This is a genomic window from Flavobacterium sp. (genome assembly GCF_040402895.1).
Lineage (GTDB): Bacteria > Bacteroidota > Bacteroidia > Flavobacteriales > Flavobacteriaceae > Flavobacterium.
Window position 1 is genome coordinate 208940 of record NZ_JBBALR010000002.1, and the last position, 14445, is coordinate 223384.

Sequence of the window (14445 nt, forward strand, 5' to 3'; positions counted from 1 at the left end):
TTTTAATTTAAAATATATAATTAAAAGATATAAACAAATTGAAAAATTAGAGATTCAATTACCCGAAATATTTATTAATTCTATAATTGAAAATAATAATAAAACAGAATACTTTCATAGTTGGTTTAATAAAATAGGTAAGGAAAATATAAAAATTAACATTTTAAATCAAAATGATTTTTTAATGTCAAAAAACGGTATTACTTTATTAAAAAATATCACGAACAACATTACAATGACAGTAGCGCACGAAAAGTATGCTAGTATCGAGAAAAGAATTGAATATGATGTTCCTTTACATTTAATATCGCCATGGTTAACTCCAACACCGTATTTTTTTAAAACATTTAATGAAAAAGAAAATCTTATATTGTTTTCACCTGATGAAATTGAGCATTCTATTTACAAAACACCTTTAAAAAGTATTGACATCATTAATCACTTAAAAAATATTTTACCAAATTATGAGTTTAAAATTATAAAAAATATCAAATATGATGATTACAAAAATTTAATTAGTAAGGCAAAATTTGTTTTTACATTTGGAGAAGGATTAGATGGTTATTTTGTCGAGCCCTATTTTAGTGGAAGTATATCTTTTGCGGTAAAAAATGATGTTTTTTTTAATGAAAAATACAATGATTTTAATACTATATTTGATTCATATGAAGAATTACTAGAAAAAATTGAAAACGTAATTTCTGAACATAATAATGAAGCTACTTATAACAAAAGAAGCAAAAAAATACGTGAATTTTTTAATACAATTTATAGTTTGAATAAATTAAACAATAATCTAAAATCATATTTTGTTGGTGATTATGATTTTAAATAGATTTAAATATATTTTTCCAAACATTAATTATATCTTCTTTTTCAATTTTTAAATTATAAGTTTCAATTATATTATTAGAAATTTCTTTACTTAATTTATTCATATCAAACGTTTGATTATCAATATTAGAAACTAAGTCTTCAACTTTTAATACGAATTCTTTTATATTTCTATCTACTATTTTAAAAGTATATGGCAAATTAAAATATTCGTTTCCACCATTGCCAGAATAACCTACAATTACACAACCACAAGACATTGCTTCAACAGGTGGTAATCCAAATCCTTCTTTATAATTAAAACTTAAAAATATCGATGAAGTTTTCATAGTTTCTGCGACTTCATTTTCACACATATTGTCAATTGGAATAAACTCCCAATCTTTACATACATTTCTTATTTTTAATAAATTAATAACTTGAATTACATCTTCATTTAACTTTCTTGGCATATAACAAATTTGTTTCTTTTTGATTTCGTTTAAAGAAAAAATATTAGAATTTATACCCAATCTTATTCTATAATTTTTAACTTCATTATAAAACAAATTTAAATAATCTAGTGAATCATTTGAAACAGTAATATTTGCTATATGATTATTAATTTTGTAATTAGTATTATTTAACGTTAAAAAAGTATAATAACAATTTTGATTAAAAATAACAATCTTATTTTTTAATTGGAGAGAATTAATATAACCTAAATATATTTCAGGAAACACTAAAATATCATTTTCATTAATCATTACATTTTTAGCTATTTTATCTTTAAATAAATTTAAAATAAATTTTAATTTAATTTTAAATTTACTTCTAATTTTTGAAGATTGTGAAATTCTTAATAAATAAAAAAAAGATTTGCTATATAAACAACGCGCTTTAGAATCAAACCAATTTAATTTAAATCCTTTGTTTTCATGTAAAACAAAAGATTGATAACCAGATTCAGCTAAAACTTCAGCCATTCTATAAATTTGTTTTTCACCCCCAATTGCAATTTTATTTTCGGGACATACAAATAATATCTTATTTGTTATCTTAATATTGTGTTCACCCACGATTTCAAACTGTATTTATTATAAATATCTATGCTTAATTCTTTATATGGCAATTCTAAAAAATAATCTGGTATCTCTTCATTAATATCATTTAATAAATAAATATTTTGCATATCATAGAAGTCATAATTTACAACATTTTTATTTGTAGTAATAACTTTTTTTCTCAAACATATACCTTCAAAAATCCTAAAAGATAATCCGGATTGATTTTCATGAGCAATATCTAAAATGAATTTTGTTCTTTTTGCAAATAAAAAAGAATCTTTAAAAGGAACTATTTCATTTGAATATTCTAAATAATCTTGTTTATTAATAATGTTTTCTGATTTATTTGAATAGATATAACCACCACATGCAAAACCTCTATTAATTAATTTATTAAAAATAGTAGTAATTTGAGAATATCGTTGGTCATAAGTTCCTAAAAAATAAAAATCATATAAAACGGAATCATTGTAATTTGTGGGTACATAAAAATTAGAAATGAGATTCATTTTAAAATTGGTACAATCGTTAGTATCAAAGCTGAAATGATTATTAAAAAAAATCATCGTATTTTTTGTTGCTGGTATTTTCTCAAAACTATCCCAGTAATAAACAATCCTTTTTTCAGATTTTCTTTCTAATAATTTTAAATTTTCAATTGATAACAAATCTGGTCTATTAACAAATATTAAATTATATTTTTTTTCTTTATTTATATTATTTTTTATTTTTTTTTGTTTAAAATAATAATGTTTTAAATTTTTTTTAAAAATAAATTTTGAAAATAAATTTAAAATCTTTTGCCAAATATTTTTATATGTAAATTCTTCGTTTGTATTAATCCTATTAATTTCATAATTAGTATATGAAATAAAACCTTGATAAATAACTTCATCAAAACCATAATAATTTGGAAATATAAATAACATCTTTTTTTTCATTATTTAAAAATATTAATTTCCTGGAAAGGTTCTTGATTTGTAATAAAATTTATCCAATTACTAAATGAATATTTATTTCTAATTTCTTCATTTATAGGAGTAAATTCATCATTTATAAATTTTTCCAATCCTTCAAAATTAGGATTTACAATAAAAATATTTTGTGGGGAATAAAAGTCGTATTTTTCAACTATAGGATTAGTTGTAATTAATTTTTTTTGATACCCAATAGCTTCAAATGTTCTAAAAGACAATCCTGTATGCAAATTTTTATGCGCTAGATCAATTATCATTTTAGATTGTGATAACAATTCTAAGTTTTCGTAATATGTTAACGATTTTTTAATATATTTTATAAACTTATATTTTTTTAAGTCTTTTTTTGGAGATGTAGCTAATAAAATATTTAACTTTAAACCTAAACCTGATAATTTGTCACAAATACTTATTAAATCGTTAATTCTAGAATCATAAGATCCAATAAAATAAACATCATAAATAGGTTTCTTTTGAAATAAAGAAGAGTAACAATCAAAATAAAAATTTGTAGTGTAAGATAATTTTTTAGAGCTGTTTTCAATATCATTTTCATCAAAAACATAAAATTTATCAAAAAAATCAATAGTTTCTGTAACTTCTGGAAATCTCGACATACCATCCCATTGATAAGCAACCATTTTTTTTGATTTTATTTTTGCTGCTTCGAGAACTTTTAAACTAAATTTATCAGGTCTTATTACTAATGTAAAATCAAAATTTATTTTTTGTTGCTCCAATAAAAATAGGTTATGATTCTCTTCATAAGTTCTAATTAATTGTCTTTTATAACTTTTGTCCTTTTTAAATACTTTTCTATAAAAATTAACTAATTTATCTTGTATACTTTTATATTTAAAATCATCATTTACAATAAGAACAACATGATAATTTAAAAATTCTAAATTTTCTTTGACCGAATTACATATTTTAACATCGGAAGTCATCATAACAAGAAATGATTGTTGTTTCATAATTGAAAAATATTTTTAATAAAATTAACTATGCTATATTTGTTTATTATATCATTAGAATAATTTTCTTTATTAAATGAAAATTTATTTGGTTTAAATAAATTATCAAAGTAAACAATTTTTCCAGAATTATAAATATCGTAAGTGGTTATGGATTTATTATTAGTAATTAGATTTTTTTGCAAACCCAAAGCTTCAAAAATTCTAAAACTTAAACCCGATTGATTATCACGAACTAAATCGACAATAATTTCACTTTCTGCATACATTTTTAATGTTTCAATTTGAGTAAATCGTTTCTTTTTAAAGATAATATTCTTATATTTTCCTAAAAATAATTGTTTCAGTTTATTGATAAATGCTTTTTTTCCGATGGCATAAAAAAGAAAAGATTGTTGATGCTTTTTTATTTGTTCACCAAAATCATTCAAAATTTTTAGTCTATTGTCTATTGAACCTATATATACAAAATTTTGCTTTTGTATGGCCTCTTTTTCAGGAGTATGAAAATAGATGTAATTTGTAGTTTCTGAAAATCCATAAGTAAAAACATCATTTTTATCAAATGAAAATATTTTATCAAAAACACCCTCTAAAAGATGCTCTACCGGACATCTTGAAACACTATCATACAAATAAGCAATATATTTATCAGTATATTTTCTAATTGCTAAATGATATTCTAAATCAATTAAATCTGGATTAATTACTAAAATTTGATTTTGAAAACCCTTTTCTTGAAGTTGTTGAAGGATGTATTCTTGACGTTTTTTTAGTTTAGGGTTTTTTCCTAAAAAGACTTTACTAAATGTATTTAGTATGCGTTCCCAGGTATTTTTATACTTAAAATCACCAATTTTTATATGAAAACTTTCTATTCCTTTTTTTTGTAAAGCAGTAACAATATGGGCATCATAATTCCAATGATCAAAACTAATTACAGCAATTTTATGTAACATATATACATTTTTAAAAAACAAAGATATTGTTTTTTTACAAAGATTTCAATTACATTTGTAAATCAAATACAACCTATGGATAAATCGATAGTAAACATCATTAAAAATTTTGGAACCGAAGGCGATTTACTAGTTGCAGGAAAAAGGAATATCATTAAAACATTTCCTTACAATACAATTGTTTTAAATATAAAATCTTTTAAAATCCCAATACTATTTAATGGAATTATTTATAGATATTTCAGAAAATCCAAAGCTCGAAGATCTTATGAATTTGCTACAATTTTAAAACAAAAAAACATAGGAACTCCAAATCCAATTGGGTATTATGAAAACAAAACCTATTTACGTCTTTTAGATAGTTACTATGTTTGCGAACACATTACACCAGATTATGTATTTAAAGATTTATTTGGCGTGGACAATCCCGATACTGATGAAATTTTAAAGCAATTAGCCTATTTTTGCTTCCAATTACACGAAGCAGGTATTGAATTTAAAGATCATTCTCCAGGAAATACTTTAATTAAAAAAAATAAATCGGGTACTTTTGATTTTTTTCTAATTGATTTAAATCGAATGACATTTCATAAAGAAATGGATTTCAATTTAAGAATGAAAAACCTTTGTAGATTAACTCCTTCAGAATATATGGTTCAGGTTATAAGCTATGAATATGCAAAACTTTATAACAAACCAGAAGAAGAAGTTTTTAAATTAATGTGGAAATACACAGATACTTTTTTTAATAAATCACTTATAAAAAGTAATTTCAAAAAAAGTTTAGGATTATGATTGCAAAACTTTTAAATAATAAAAAAACAATAATGGCTATTTGGATTTTATTAGCATTAATTTCTGCAATAAAACAATATTTTATAGGCAACTACAACAATTACCTTATTTTTAAAAACGTTTTTTATCATACTTTAGAACAAAAATCATTATATGCAACGTATCCAAATTTATACTTTGATCACAACCATTACGGACCTATTTTTAGTCTTTTTATTGCGCCTTTTGCACTCTTAACAGATGGTGTTGGTATGGTTTTATGGTGCGTATTTAATGCTTTAGTATTATTTTATGCAATTAGTCAAATTAACATAGAAAGCTCTAAAATCAACCTAATTTTATGGATTTGTGCTCATGAATTTTTAACCGCTATTTTGGGACAACAATTTAATCCAATCATGACAAGTATCATAATTTTGTCTTATGTGCTAATTGAAAAAGAGAAAGATTTTTGGTCTGCTTGTTTAATTATTTTAGGGACATTCATAAAATTATACGGCATTGTTGGCTTAGCGTTTTTCTTCTTTTCAAAGAATAAAATCAAATTTATTGGTTCGTTAGCAATTTGGTCAATTGTGTTTTTTGTATTACCAATGACAATTTCTTCACCTGAATTTATTATTAATAGTTATTCAGAATGGTTTGCCAGATTAGTAGAAAAAAATAGTGAAAATGCGTCCTTAACTTCTATGCAAGACATTTCAATCATGGGAATCGTTAGAAAAACTTTAAATTTGCCACATCTTTCAAATATGCTATTTTTAATTCCTGGTTTATTGCTCTTTGGATTGCCTTATTTAAGATTTAATATGTTTTCGAACAAAAAATTTCAATTATTATTATTGTCATCTGTGTTGATTTTTACCGTTATTTTTAGTTCGGGATCGGAGAGTCCAACTTATATTATCGCATTTGCAGGTGTCGCCATTTGGTTTGTTATTCAAGAAGAAAAAACAAAATGGACCTGGTTTTTGTTTATATTTGCTATGTTATTAACAAGTTTTTCGCCTTCCGATATATTTCCAAAGTATATTAAAGAAACATATATAAAACCTTATGGATTAAAAGCATTACCTTGTGTCATAATTTGGTTTCAAATTACTTACGAATTAATAACAACTCAATTTTCAAAACAATACTTAATTACGAAATAATGAAAAAAAAGATTTCATTTATTATTCCTTGTTATAATGAAGAAAAAAATATTGACTTAATATCTGAGTCAATTCATTTAGTAATGAGCAAACTTAATTTTTCTTATGAAATTATTTTTATTGATGATGGTAGTAAGGATAGCACATTTGATGTTTTAAATGAAAAATCATTAATTGATAAAAGTTTAAAATTTATCTCTTTCTCTAGAAATTTTGGTAAAGACAGTGCATTGAAAGCTGGATTTGATTATGCTAATTGTGATGCTGCGATTACAATAGATGCAGATTTACAACATCCTCCCGAATTAATAACGGAATTAATTTCAGAATGGGAAAATGGTTATCAAGTTGTATATGCTTACAGAGAAAAAAATAATCCACACGTTAATATTTTTAATAAATTATCTTCAAAAATATTTTGGCTTTTTTTGAAGAAAATTTCGTCATTAGAGTTAGAGGTTGGTGTTTCTGATTACAGAATAATAGACAAAAAAGTTGTTGCCGTTTTAAAAGAATTAAATGAAATTGAAATATTTTATCGAGGTATAATTAAATGGGTTGGTTTTAAACAAAAAGGAATCCCCTACACACCGGATGAAAGAATAAATGGGAATACTAGTTATTCAAAAAAAGCATTATTTAAATTAGCAATTCAAGGTATAACATCATTTAGTACAAAGCCCTTATATTTAGCTATGTTTTTAGGAATGGGATTATCCGCTATTGCAATAGTATTTTTTATTTTTTATGTAACATATAGTCTATACTTTGATCAATCGATTTCTGGCTGGGCATCAGTAATAACTACAATTGTATTTTTTGGTGGATTAAACTTAATTGTTTTAGGAATTGTTGGAATGTATATTGGTAAATTATTTATGCAATCGAAAGGAAGACCAAATTATTTAATAAGTAGTACCAATTACAAATGATTTTACTTAGTTTTGACATAGAAGAGTTTGACATGCCTTTTGAGTATGGTAGAAATATTTCATTTGAAAATCAAATAGCTGTTTCTGAAAAAGGAACTGAAATTATCTTAAATTTGTTACAAAAACATCAAATTAAAGCTACGTTTTTTTCAACAGTTGTATTTGCTGAAAAAGTACCGCATTTAATTAAAAGAATTAGTAATGAAGGGCATGAATTAGCATCTCACACCTACTATCACAGTAATTTTGAAGTGGCTCATTTAAAACAATCTAAAGATGCTTTAGAAGCACTTTCAAATTTAGAAGTTGTTGGCTTTAGAATGCCTAGAATGTATCCAGTAGATGAACGAGAAATCGAAAAAGCTGGATACCTTTATAATTCATCTATTAATCCAACATTTTTACCAGGTAGATATAATCATTTAGACAAACCCCGAACCTATTTTAAATTGCACAATGTTTGGCAAATACCGGTATCTGTAAGTCCTTTAATTCGATTTCCTTTATTCTGGCTATCTTTTCATAATTTACCTTTAAGTATTTACAAATTCATAGCTAAATGGACATATAAAAATGACGGATATTTAAATATCTATTTTCATCCTTGGGAATTTACTCCTTTAAATAATAAAGCCATATATAATTTTCCTAAATATATAAGTAAAAATTCTGGTGAAGCGATGAAAGAAAGATTAAACAGTTTCATAGAAACCATGAAAGAAAAAAAATATATATTTGGTACTTTCAAAGAATTTTTAATTTTAAAAAATTTAAAATAATCTTATTTGAGTGCAATTTCCATAATACTTACTACTTATAATTCTGAAACTTGGCTAGAAAAAGTTTTATGGGGTTATACTATGCAGTCTTATATAGATTTTGAATTAATTATTGCAGATGATGGATCTACAAATGAAACAAAAAATTTAATTGAAAAATTTCAAACTAAATTTAAAAATCCAATTATTCATGTCTGGCAAAAAGACGAAGGGTTTCAAAAAACTAAAATCTTAAATAAAGCCATTGTTAAAGCATCTTGCGAGTACATTTTATTTTCAGACGGAGACTGTATTCCACGATATGATTTTGTAGCTACCCATTTAAAATATCAAAAAAAAGGAAGTTTTTTATCTGGTGGTTACTTTAAATTAAATGATTTTGTATCTAATTCTATTTCTGAAACTGACATAAAAAATCAAACTTGTTTTCAAACCAAATGGCTTTTGGAAAATGGCTTAAAATGGAATTATAAATTAATAAAATTAACCAAAAATAAGTTTTTTGCCTATTTTATGAATTGGATAACACCCACAAAAAAAACATTCAATGGTCACAACACTTCTTGTTTTAAAGAAGATTTAATAGCCGTAAATGGATTTAATGAAGACATGAAATATGGTGGTTTAGATAGAGAAATAGGCGAACGGCTATTTCACAACAACGTTAGAAGTAAACAAATTAGATATAGCGCCATTTGTTTGCATTTAAATCACAATAGAAGTTATGCCACAAAAGATAATTGGCAAAAAAACAACAACATAAGGCAATTTAACAAACAAAATAAAGTGATTGCGATACAAAATGGTTTAACTAAATATTTGAACAATGAAGCATAAAATTTCAATATTTATTATAACATATAACGAAGCACATATTATTTCTAAATGTCTAGAAAAATTAAAAACCTTTGATGAAATAATTGTTGTCGATTCTGGAAGTACAGATGCTACCGTTTCTATATGCGAATCATTTGGGGCAAAAGTAATTTCACATAAATTCGAGAATTTTGGATTACAAAAACAATTTGCATTGGAGCAAACAACACACCATTGGGTTTTATCATTAGATGCTGATGAAGTATTGTCAGATGCCTTAATATCAGAAATTCACAACATACATCACCAAGAAAATGTAAAGGCATATACCATTCCAAGAACACATGTTTTTTTAAATAAAATTTTTAGATATGGCGCCGAAAGTAAACGACCTATTTTAAGATTTTTTAATAAAAATTTCGGAAAATTTACTCCCAACAAAGTACACGAAACCATTGAAGTAAATGGTATAATTGGAAAACTTCAACAGGAAATGCTTCATTATACAGTTTTTGACATAAATACTGCCATACAAAAGCAAATTAAATATGCGATGTTAAGTGGTGAATTACTCTACGAAAAAAAGAAAAAAAGCAGTATATCAAAAATAATTATCAAATTCCCATTTGATTTTATTAGATATTATATATTGCAACGCAATTTCCTTAATGGGTATGAAGGGTTTACATGGAGTATTTTTGCCGCATTTAGCAATTATCTTAAATATGCTAGGTTGAAAGAACTTGCTGATAACAATTCATAATATTTTTTGCAATTTCTTCATCATTAAATTGCTGAACAAATTGAAACCCATCCTCTTTCATTTTTGAAGCAAGTGACGAATCTTCTAAAATAAGTGCAATTTTGTCGGTTAAATCCTTCACATCAAAAGGTTCAATATATAACGAATTAGGCCCAGCTGCTTCCGGAAAAACTCCGCCTTTTGTTGTTATCACTGGTGTTTTTGAAAATAATGCTTCTATTATTGGAATACCAAACCCTTCAAATAGTGATGGATAAACAAAAACTGTCGCTAATTGATAAATAATGGCCAAGTCTGTGTTAGATAAACCTTTTAAAAAATGAACTCGTTTTTCTAATTTATTATCAATTATATATTGGTGAATTTTATCCGTATAATCTGTTTGCTTTCCTATCAAAACTAAATCGATATGTAAGTTTTTTATGGCTTTTACAATAGTTAATGCGTTTTTTCTCTCCTCTATTGTTCCTACGTTTAAAACAAATTTTTGTGGCAAATTATATTTTTTGGAAACCAGTTGCTTTTCTATTTCTGTATACTCTTTTTTATAAACATCCTGACAACCTTGGTAAACTACAACAATTTTACTTCCATCAATATTTAAATACGAAATAATATCTTTTTTTGTTTGTTCACTAATTGCTATAATTAAATCTGCATTAATGGCTGCTTTTTTAAACTTATAAAAATAAATTTTTCTATCAAAAAAAGAATATAATTTAGGATATCTAACAAAAATTAAATCGTGAATAGTAACTATCGATTTAATCCCTCTTTTAGACAAACCTGAAGGCAATTCTCCTGAAAGCCCATGATATAAAACAATTTCATCCTTTATCAAATCTTTAACTACCGTATTTTGTCGCCAATAATTTTTAAATTTTTGATTGAATTTTGATACCGGATTTCTTTCGAATACATTCGTATTATTTGATACGAATAGCGTTTTTTTATTCTTTTTAGGATTGTACAAAAAATAGATGTTGTCAGGAAAATAATTACTTAAAATCCGAACTAAATCTCTACTATAATTTCCCAATCCAGTTTTATTATGAAAAACACGTTTGGCTTCAAATCCAAAATTCATTTACTTACAATTAAAATTTAAAAAATCATGCAGCTTTTCGAAAAAGTAATTGGGTTTAAATTTACTGTATTTTTCAAATAAATCGCCTTCGCTAGGTAATTTGTCTAAATAATCGTCATAATGTACAGAAATATTGGTTGTTGTGTTTTCAAATATATTCCAACTAGTTTTCGTAATTCCCGGAGAATAAATACTAAAAGTTGGTATTTCTAATGCTTTTGCCATATTTGCAGCGCCACCTTCATTGCCAATTAATGCTTTACAATGAAATAAAACAGCTAAAAATTCACGTAAATCCTCTTGAAAAAAATCAATGAATATATTATTTTTAGTAGTTTCATTACATAAATTATATATTTCAATTGCCTGATTTTGTTGCCAGGGAAGGTAATTAAACAAAATCTGCACCTCTTTTTGAACCACGATATAATCTAAAACTTCCGCCATATAGTGCAATGGATAATTTTTGATATCCTGGCTACCTAAAGCACTAATCATAAGTATATTTTTAGAAATATCAATTTTGGCATCCATTAGTTTTTGTTTACCAATACTGATTTCTTCTTCAGATAAAAATATTTTTGGAGCAATTAAATTAAAATCAATTCCTAGTGGTTTTAATAAAGCCATTCTGTGTTCGATAGCTTTGGATGCGTTTGATTCTGAAGCAATATTTCTATTAATTACATCTGTTAGAAGTAATTTGGAATACCTTTTTTCAAACGAAATTGTTTTTTTTGCACCTGAAAACCAAGCTAATATCACGCTATTTGGTTTTCCATAAGCATCAATAACGATGTCGTATTTTTCTTTTCTTATTTTAAATAAAAAAGCAAGAAAAGCCAACTTTCCCTTTCTTGATTTTTCATCAAGAACAACTATTTTATCAATAAATTTATTGTTCTTTACAACGGCGTAACTATTTTCGTACACTAAATAATGTAATTCAGCATCTGGAAAACGCGCTTTGAGGGCTTCCAGAATAATAGTACTTGTTAGTACATCTCCAATTCTTTTTTTCTGAATTACTAAAATTTTCATTATACGGCTACGTTATATTCGCGTAAAGCATCGTTTAAAGAAGTTTTTAAATCCGTAGAAGCTTTTCTTTGTCCGATAATTAAAGCACAAGGCACTTGAAAATCTCCAGCAGGAAATTTCTTAGTATACGTTCCAGGAATTACTACAGATCTTGCAGGTACAACTCCTTTGTATTCAATTGGTTCAGCACCTGTAACATCGATAATTTTAGTAGAAGCGGTTAAACACACATTGGCACCTAAAACGGCTTCTTTTTCTACCTTTACGCCTTCTACCACAATACAACGAGAACCAATAAATGCACCATCTTCAATAATTACAGGTGCAGCTTGTAAAGGTTCTAAAACGCCACCAATACCTACTCCACCACTCAAATGAACATGTTTTCCAATTTGTGCACAGCTTCCCACTGTAGCCCAAGTATCTACCATTGTTCCTTCATCTACGTAAGCGCCTATGTTTACATACGAAGGCATTAAAATTACACCAGATGAAATATACGCCCCATGACGCGCTACAGCGTTTGGCACTACTCGAATTCCTCTTTCGGCATAATTTCGCTTTAACGGAATTTTATCGTGATATTCAAAAATACCTGCTTCTAGGGTTTCCATTTTTTGTATGGGAAAGTACATTACAACCGCTTTTTTTACCCACTCGTTTACTTGCCAGCCATTTGCAACAGGCTCTGCTACACGAAGTGAACCATTATCTAATAAATCAACAACTTCCCTTATGGCGTTTTGTGTGGCTTCTTGTTGCAAAAGTTCACGGTTTTCCCATGCCTTTTCTATGATTGATTGTAAGTTTGTCATAATACTATTTTTAACAAAGATAAAGTTTCAAATTAGTATTACAAATAAAAAATCCTGCTTTTAGCAGGATTTAAATATTATTGACAAGAATTACTTAAGTGTTTTCTTTTTGTTATTGCTGGTCGATTTCCATTACAATCAGGAATATCATTAAAATTATAATATCCGTTAATCTTTTGAATTACTGGAATAACATCAAAAAGTTCCACTTTAGTTAATTTTCCATCATTATCATCATCAAAATCAGCATAATCTGGTTTTCCGTCACCATCGGTGTCTAATGCTGTGCCTGATGCGGGTCCACCATATTCATCTTTCGATAAAATTTTATCCCCGTCATGATCTTTATATCGAACATTCATTAATTTAAAAGTAAAAATAATTGGTGTATAGGAACCAATTGCACCTCCACCAGTTCCATTAAAATAAGCTAAGCCTGATGGAACAAACATTACACCAGCTCCAAAATTATTAAAAGTAACAGTTCCGTCATCAGGATTTATATTTTGTCCATTAGAAGATTTAAATTCTGGGAAAACTTCTTGCCAACCTTGAATTACATCTTGTAATTGAAACCAAGTAGGACTTGACGCTGCATCAAAACTTGACAGATCCGTTTTATAACCTTTATATGCAGTAAAAACAGAATCTAATTTTGTAGGTTTAGAACCTGCTCCTTCATTAAGTTTTAAAAAATATAATTTATGATCTACACCTTCTTTTGAGATGGTTTTTAATTTCAAGGGTTTTGCTGGATTATTTTGGCTGGTAGAAGTATCTAATGCATCAAAAATTGGTGTCCCTGGTGTTGTAGCTGTAATTTTTGTAAAAGAAACATTAAAGTTAGCATCTACAGTAATGTAGTGAGATTCCATAAAATCCTCAATTTCTGTAATATCTTCATTGTAAACATCTAAATAAGATCTTAATTGAATTGGTTCAGTTGTATCATCTTCAGGACATCCTACCATGACAAATATAAAAGGTAATAAAAGCAATAATCTTAATGATAATTTCATTTTGAATAAAATTTAATTTAAAAAAGTGGTGGCAAGATACGATTTTCATTTATTTTTGTACAAATATTAACATTCATTTTTGATTTTTATGCGAATAGATAAATATTTATGGTGTATCAGGTACTTTAAAACAAGAGGTTTAGCTGCTGAAGCAATAAAAAAAGGACATGTTTCTGTAAATAATGTAAAAGCAAAAGCATCAAGAGATGTGTTTCCTTTAGACAAAATTACGCTTAGAAGAGACCAAATAAACTACAGTATTAAAGTTTTAGACATTCCACCAAGTAGAGTAGCAGCAAAAATTGTAGATTTATACAGAAAAGATGAAACACCGCCAGAATCCTTTGAACATTTAGAACTAATTAAACTTTCAAAAGAACATTATAGAGCTAAAGGTGAAGGAAGACCAACGAAAAAAGACCGTAGAGATATTGACGAGTATACCGAATAAAAG

Annotated in this window: 16 protein-coding genes; 8 read left to right on the forward strand and 8 right to left on the reverse strand. The window is 26.2% G+C overall.

All coding sequences use genetic code 11. From position 1 onward, the window contains the following. Positions 1 to 184 precede the first annotated feature (184 nt). Positions 185 to 835, forward strand: coding sequence for a hypothetical protein (locus tag ABWP60_RS02920; protein WP_353148261.1), 651 nt, complete (start codon positions 185 to 187; stop codon positions 833 to 835). On the opposite strand, the gene ABWP60_RS02925 is transcribed toward ABWP60_RS02920, so the two are convergent. The 4 genes from ABWP60_RS02925 to ABWP60_RS02940 form a co-directional block, all read right to left on the reverse strand. Further along, on the reverse strand, positions 828 to 1799 hold the full coding sequence (locus ABWP60_RS02925; protein WP_353148263.1) for a glycosyltransferase: 972 nt from the start codon (positions 1797 to 1799) through the stop codon (positions 828 to 830). The two genes, ABWP60_RS02920 and ABWP60_RS02925, sit on opposite strands and share 8 nt — an antisense overlap. Before the next feature lie 68 nt (positions 1800 to 1867). Further along, positions 1868 to 2821, reverse strand: a complete 954-nt coding sequence (locus tag ABWP60_RS09570) for a WaaS/CpsH family glycosyltransferase (protein ID WP_502904802.1) — start codon at positions 2819 to 2821, stop codon at positions 1868 to 1870. Then, positions 2821 to 3831 carry a WaaS/CpsH family glycosyltransferase gene (locus ABWP60_RS02935; RefSeq protein WP_353148269.1) on the reverse strand — a complete coding sequence of 337 codons (1011 nt, stop codon included), beginning with the start codon at positions 3829 to 3831 and terminating at the stop codon, positions 2821 to 2823. Before ABWP60_RS02935 ends, ABWP60_RS09570 begins: the two co-directional genes overlap by 1 nt. Then, positions 3828 to 4790 (reverse strand): WaaS/CpsH family glycosyltransferase, encoded by a 963-nt coding sequence (locus tag ABWP60_RS02940; protein WP_353148272.1) that lies wholly within the window; start codon positions 4788 to 4790, stop codon positions 3828 to 3830. The genes ABWP60_RS02935 and ABWP60_RS02940 overlap by 4 nt, the downstream gene beginning before the upstream one ends. A 75-nt stretch (positions 4791 to 4865) precedes the next feature. Here ABWP60_RS02940 and ABWP60_RS02945 point away from each other — a divergent pair, with 75 nt between their 5' ends. The 6 genes from ABWP60_RS02945 to ABWP60_RS02970 are packed head-to-tail and all read left to right on the forward strand — an operon-like array spanning position 4866 to position 10029. After that, entirely contained in the window at positions 4866 to 5585 is a 720-nt protein-coding gene (locus ABWP60_RS02945; protein ID WP_353148275.1) for a lipopolysaccharide kinase InaA family protein, read from the forward strand. Continuing rightward, positions 5582 to 6739, forward strand: a complete 1158-nt coding sequence (locus tag ABWP60_RS02950) for a glycosyltransferase family 87 protein (protein WP_353148278.1) — start codon at positions 5582 to 5584, stop codon at positions 6737 to 6739. Before ABWP60_RS02945 ends, ABWP60_RS02950 begins: the two co-directional genes overlap by 4 nt. Next, complete coding sequence (locus tag ABWP60_RS02955) at positions 6739 to 7671, forward strand: glycosyltransferase family 2 protein (RefSeq protein WP_353148281.1); 933 nt, start codon at positions 6739 to 6741, stop codon at positions 7669 to 7671. The genes ABWP60_RS02950 and ABWP60_RS02955 overlap by 1 nt, the downstream gene beginning before the upstream one ends. After that, positions 7668 to 8450, forward strand: coding sequence for a polysaccharide deacetylase family protein (locus tag ABWP60_RS02960; RefSeq protein ID WP_353148283.1), 783 nt, complete (start codon positions 7668 to 7670; stop codon positions 8448 to 8450). The genes ABWP60_RS02955 and ABWP60_RS02960 overlap by 4 nt, the downstream gene beginning before the upstream one ends. 6 nt (positions 8451 to 8456) lie before the next feature. Further along, positions 8457 to 9287 carry a glycosyltransferase family 2 protein gene (locus tag ABWP60_RS02965; RefSeq protein ID WP_353148286.1) on the forward strand — a complete coding sequence of 277 codons (831 nt, stop codon included), beginning with the start codon at positions 8457 to 8459 and terminating at the stop codon, positions 9285 to 9287. Beyond that, positions 9277 to 10029, forward strand: a complete 753-nt coding sequence (locus tag ABWP60_RS02970; protein WP_353148289.1) for a glycosyltransferase family 2 protein — start codon at positions 9277 to 9279, stop codon at positions 10027 to 10029. Before ABWP60_RS02965 ends, ABWP60_RS02970 begins: the two co-directional genes overlap by 11 nt. Here the strand turns inward: ABWP60_RS02970 and ABWP60_RS02975 are convergent. The 4 genes from ABWP60_RS02975 to ABWP60_RS02990 all read right to left on the reverse strand — a co-directional run bounded on the left by ABWP60_RS02975 (position 9995) and on the right by ABWP60_RS02990 (position 13991). Continuing rightward, positions 9995 to 11116 (reverse strand): glycosyltransferase family 4 protein, encoded by a 1122-nt coding sequence (locus ABWP60_RS02975; RefSeq protein ID WP_353148292.1) that lies wholly within the window; start codon positions 11114 to 11116, stop codon positions 9995 to 9997. The genes ABWP60_RS02970 and ABWP60_RS02975 overlap by 35 nt on opposite strands. After that, positions 11117 to 12157 (reverse strand): glycosyltransferase family 9 protein, encoded by a 1041-nt coding sequence (locus ABWP60_RS02980; protein ID WP_353148295.1) that lies wholly within the window; start codon positions 12155 to 12157, stop codon positions 11117 to 11119. It abuts the gene before it with no gap. Then, positions 12157 to 12972: a 2,3,4,5-tetrahydropyridine-2,6-dicarboxylate N-succinyltransferase gene (locus tag ABWP60_RS02985; protein WP_353148298.1), complete on the reverse strand. Its 816-nt coding sequence runs from the start codon at positions 12970 to 12972 to the stop codon at positions 12157 to 12159. The genes ABWP60_RS02980 and ABWP60_RS02985 overlap by 1 nt, the downstream gene beginning before the upstream one ends. Positions 12973 to 13049: 77 nt before the next feature. Then, positions 13050 to 13991, reverse strand: a complete 942-nt coding sequence (locus ABWP60_RS02990; RefSeq protein WP_353148301.1) for an FKBP-type peptidyl-prolyl cis-trans isomerase — start codon at positions 13989 to 13991, stop codon at positions 13050 to 13052. Positions 13992 to 14079: 88 nt separating this feature from the next. Between ABWP60_RS02990 and ABWP60_RS02995 the strand changes: the two genes are divergently transcribed. After that, the gene (locus ABWP60_RS02995) at positions 14080 to 14442 is read left to right on the forward strand and encodes an RNA-binding S4 domain-containing protein (protein ID WP_353148304.1); all 363 of its coding nucleotides are present in this window, start codon (positions 14080 to 14082) and stop codon (positions 14440 to 14442) included. Positions 14443 to 14445: the final 3 nt, after the last annotated feature.

Coding starts and splice junctions, on each gene's coding strand:
- ABWP60_RS02920 (WP_353148261.1), top strand. CDS start 185: ATGTCAAAAAACGGTATTACTTTATTAAAAAATATCACGAACAACATT.
- ABWP60_RS02925 (WP_353148263.1), bottom strand. CDS start 1,799: ATGGCTGAAGTTTTAGCTGAATCTGGTTATCAATCTTTTGTTTTACAT.
- ABWP60_RS09570 (WP_502904802.1), bottom strand. CDS start 2,821: ATGAAAAAAAAGATGTTATTTATATTTCCAAATTATTATGGTTTTGAT.
- ABWP60_RS02935 (WP_353148269.1), bottom strand. CDS start 3,831: ATGAAACAACAATCATTTCTTGTTATGATGACTTCCGATGTTAAAATA.
- ABWP60_RS02940 (WP_353148272.1), bottom strand. CDS start 4,790: ATGTTACATAAAATTGCTGTAATTAGTTTTGATCATTGGAATTATGAT.
- ABWP60_RS02945 (WP_353148275.1), top strand. CDS start 4,866: ATGGATAAATCGATAGTAAACATCATTAAAAATTTTGGAACCGAAGGC.
- ABWP60_RS02950 (WP_353148278.1), top strand. CDS start 5,582: ATGATTGCAAAACTTTTAAATAATAAAAAAACAATAATGGCTATTTGG.
- ABWP60_RS02955 (WP_353148281.1), top strand. CDS start 6,739: ATGAAAAAAAAGATTTCATTTATTATTCCTTGTTATAATGAAGAAAAA.
- ABWP60_RS02960 (WP_353148283.1), top strand. CDS start 7,668: ATGATTTTACTTAGTTTTGACATAGAAGAGTTTGACATGCCTTTTGAG.
- ABWP60_RS02970 (WP_353148289.1), top strand. CDS start 9,277: ATGAAGCATAAAATTTCAATATTTATTATAACATATAACGAAGCACAT.
- ABWP60_RS02975 (WP_353148292.1), bottom strand. CDS start 11,116: ATGAATTTTGGATTTGAAGCCAAACGTGTTTTTCATAATAAAACTGGA.
- ABWP60_RS02980 (WP_353148295.1), bottom strand. CDS start 12,157: ATGAAAATTTTAGTAATTCAGAAAAAAAGAATTGGAGATGTACTAACA.
- ABWP60_RS02985 (WP_353148298.1), bottom strand. CDS start 12,972: ATGACAAACTTACAATCAATCATAGAAAAGGCATGGGAAAACCGTGAA.
- ABWP60_RS02990 (WP_353148301.1), bottom strand. CDS start 13,991: ATGAAATTATCATTAAGATTATTGCTTTTATTACCTTTTATATTTGTC.
- ABWP60_RS02995 (WP_353148304.1), top strand. CDS start 14,080: ATGCGAATAGATAAATATTTATGGTGTATCAGGTACTTTAAAACAAGA.